This is a genomic window from Streptomyces sp. UH6 (assembly GCF_013421635.1).
Lineage (GTDB): Bacteria > Actinomycetota > Actinomycetes > Streptomycetales > Streptomycetaceae > Streptomyces > Streptomyces abyssomicinicus.
The window spans coordinates 1-1,025 of sequence record NZ_JACADT010001439.1 but is presented as its reverse complement, the minus strand read 5'-3'; the positions used below and the strand labels follow the sequence as shown (position 1 = coordinate 1,025).

The following is a 1,025-nucleotide window of genomic DNA, read 5'->3' as shown; positions in this document are numbered from 1 at the left end:
CGGGAGGTCCGGTGGTACCGGGCCGGGTGGCGCACCTCCTACCGGAGGCTGCTGGCCCGGGACTACCTCGGCTGAAGGCGGTGCGGCGTCCGGCGGCGGCGGCGAGGGGCGGCCTGGGGCGGCGTGGGGACCCTCAGACGGCGCGCGGCAGTTCGGCCTGGCCGAACAGCAGGGCGTAACCGGCCGGAAGCTGGGCGAGGAGGCGGTGGGTCAGGTCGTCGCCGACCAGTCCGGGAAGCACGCCGAGCACCGACGTGGTGTCCCAGCGTGCGGTGGCCTGCGTGGCGTTGGGCAGCCGGCGGGACAGCTCGTCCACGAACTCCGCTGCGGCGGGCGGAGTGTGGGCCGGAACCTGGGCGGCGACGATCCGCGCCGCCTCCTCCGGCAGCGCCCGCGCCAGGTCGACGCGCTCGTCACCGACCACCTGCTCGCCGAGTGCCGCGAGCACCGCGCGGGTCACCCGCTCGGCCTGCTCCTGCGTGGGGTAGAGCCCCGCCTCGCGGACCCGGGCGACCAGGTCGTCCCACGAGTGACCCGCCACCACGTCGACGACCCCGGCGTCACGCGGCTCCGGCACGGCGACGGGGGTCTTGGCCATGGTGGCGGTGGGGGTGGCGGTGGCGGTGGCGGTGGCGGTCATGGTGGCGTCGCTCCGGATCATGGGAATGGTCAAGGGGACTGCTCCTCCTCAGCTCCCGTCAGATGACTGCCGGGCCGGGCGGCGGCCTGTCCCGGCCCGGTACTGCGCCCGTATGCCCGCCTTCGCCGCGTGTATTCCTCCGTGCACACGGCGTGCGGACCGCGAGCCGGGCCCCGAGGGGCGTCAGCGGACGCGGGGTGTCGGCCGGGACGGGCTCAGCGGCTCACCCCCCGCTCGGCACGCTTTGACTGCCGGCGGGCCGGTCGGCATCGTTGGCCGTGAGACACCGGCGGAGGAGGACGACATGGCGACGGTACCCACGGCCGCGTTGGCGGCGACCGGACTGGTCGGCGGCTACGGGGTGGCCCGCTGGACGAAGCGGCGT

General features: G+C 75.8%; 1 protein-coding gene. It reads right to left on the bottom strand.

Annotated elements, in window-relative coordinates:
- Positions 1 to 133: 133 nt before the first annotated feature.
- Positions 134 to 640, bottom strand: a complete 507-nt coding sequence (locus HW445_RS32440) for a DUF2267 domain-containing protein (RefSeq protein WP_374939740.1) — start codon at positions 638 to 640, stop codon at positions 134 to 136.
- Between the last annotated feature and the right edge of the window lie 385 nt (positions 641 to 1,025).

Coding starts and splice junctions, on each gene's coding strand:
- HW445_RS32440 (WP_374939740.1), bottom strand. CDS start 640: ATGACCGCCACCGCCACCGCCACCGCCACCCCCACCGCCACCATGGCC.